Annotated in this window: 1 protein-coding gene; it reads right to left on the bottom strand. The window is 54.2% G+C overall.

The window, feature by feature from the left end; genetic code table 11:
• Positions 1 to 577 precede the first annotated feature (577 nt).
• Positions 578 to 2,113: GmrSD restriction endonuclease domain-containing protein (locus ACHIRB_RS04560; RefSeq protein WP_395127617.1), on the bottom strand; the 1,536-nt coding region annotated here is incomplete at its 5' end.

The following is a 2,113-nucleotide window of genomic DNA, read 5'->3' as shown; positions in this document are numbered from 1 at the left end:
ACCCAATCCGAAACAGATCAAGCCGGCACGTCAGCCCGGAGAAAGATCTGGGCTAGTGGCAAGCAGGTGGTCCCATCACCCTGGCAAATGACAACTAGATCTTCAACTCGCTGTGCCGCAGCGTTGTCAATGTACAAGCGTAATCCGCATTGGTGAAGATCTTGGAAAACTGCGGTGTCAGGAACACGATCAGACCCGACTGTCAGCGTGTCCTCTCAAGGTGTCTCTCCTCAACCGGCAGTGATAGCTCGACCATACGTATGAATTGTGCTGGCACGCAAGCAATTGCGAAACGCCCGCGGCGGTCTCCGGAGTTGCTTAGCCCATGGATCCGGGAAGCGCCTCGGTCTTGGTTTCGAATTGTCGTCCGTGGCTAGGCTGTGGCGAATGGGGTGGATCGGATCGCTGTGCTTTGCTGAATGAAACGGCCGGATCCGAGAAATCTCAGATTGTGCACGGCCAATGGGAATTTCAATTGTTGAAACAGATCGCGTTCCTCGCGGGGGAAGCAGAATGAGCCGAGGTCTCGTTTGCTAAGCCGTTCCATTGTTCTAACGATCCAGACTCGCTGCTACATCTAGGGCTCTAGTCCATCTGCCAAACGTGCTATTGCGCTTTCGACCACGGCCGCCCTGGCATTGAGAAATTCTTGGTAGTCCTCGATGATATTGCTGGTTGACCCATTCCCGTAGGGCCCGGCCCCGCTCAGTTCGTCAAAAGGGATCAAGTGAGTGCTCAGACGGTCGCGGATTCCTGTTTGACCTAGACTAGATTTCGATACCCGGTCTTCGAGATACTGAAGCGGTGACTTGTTCGAAATAGTTCTGTTCGTAGACCACGAGATCAGGGCACAATTGAGGGCGAGGTAGCTTCTAACGCCGGCGGCGGTAGATGTTGAGAGAAGCGAGTCGGGAAACAGATGGTGGTATTCCCTCTTTGCTAAATTATCCGCGCGAGCAGGTTGGCCGTCGGCGATATCAAGTCCACCCGCGCGTAGCGACACAGCCATGATCCCGCGCCCCAATATTTCCCTGGTCTTCGGCCAGCCCGCTGTCAGAAGAGACGCGATATCAGGAAGCGCGTATTCACTAATGTCGAATATTGGCGATTCACAATCGCCGACGCCAAGATCGTTCGATACTGCGTCGACTAAACCCCGTAAATCCTGAAGGCTTCTTGTGCCCGCAGACACCTCATAACGACGCGTCAAGAACGCGCGCCAGAGGTATGCCCGAGCGAGGATCCGAGCGTTGCCTGCTGCGTCGAGTCGACCCGGAACGACGCGGTGGAGTGCTGCCAGCACCGGAAGGACGGCGACCGTAGGAAGTCGCTGCGCATCGTAGACGTGCTCCTCCTCCAGGATCTCGACCGCCCATTTAATGCCGGCAGTAATCTCCGACCACTCCGCTGAAACCGCTTGTAGATCGAGCTGCTGATAACTGGCTTGAGACGGGGTTCTGTCTGAACGCATAGCTGCGACATTCAGAACTAAGTTGCCGAGGTCCGTGTACCGGGATGCGCCAGGCACTGCGGTATGAAGATCATCAATCAAATCGTGCAACGAGTTATCGGTCGCAGCTTCCAATTGGGCTACGATAATATCGAATGCGGTCAGTCGAACCGACGAGGTGTTCATTTTTATAAAAACATCGAGAGCTACGTGCTTCTTGGTTGTCACCGGGAGGCTTAGGTATGGGATGTTGTAATTTTCTATTATCGAACGAAGCCCTAGGATTTTTCTCTCAAGGCGGCGACTGACAGCGGGATCATTTCTTGTTGCAGCGTCGACCCAAGGCCCCACTTTGTCGAGGTATTCTGGATTTAACAGCGAGATCGGAATCAGCTTCCGCGATCTGGCCTCGACTGCGCTATCGCACCAGATTGGATAGCGAAGTCCTCCGCGGAGCCAGCGCGCATAGGAATGCACCTCGAAATCAAGTTCATTAGTATCTTCGCTGAGGTCCTTTAAGAAGTATGTTCGGTCTTTGTAGGTATCGTGAAGCGCTCGCCATAATGCGGTTAGGCGCTGCTGCCCGTCGAGAAGATGCTCGTTAACCTCGATCTTTCGTGAGTCCCGCGTGCTGTCCTGAGCGGTTTCGGATTGGGTGTTTTG

Origin of the sequence: Antrihabitans spumae, assembly GCF_043944905.1 — a bacterium.
Lineage (GTDB): Bacteria > Actinomycetota > Actinomycetes > Mycobacteriales > Mycobacteriaceae > Antrihabitans > Antrihabitans spumae.
The sequence above is the reverse complement of the archived record's forward strand: the minus strand, read 5'-3'. Positions and strand labels throughout refer to the sequence as shown.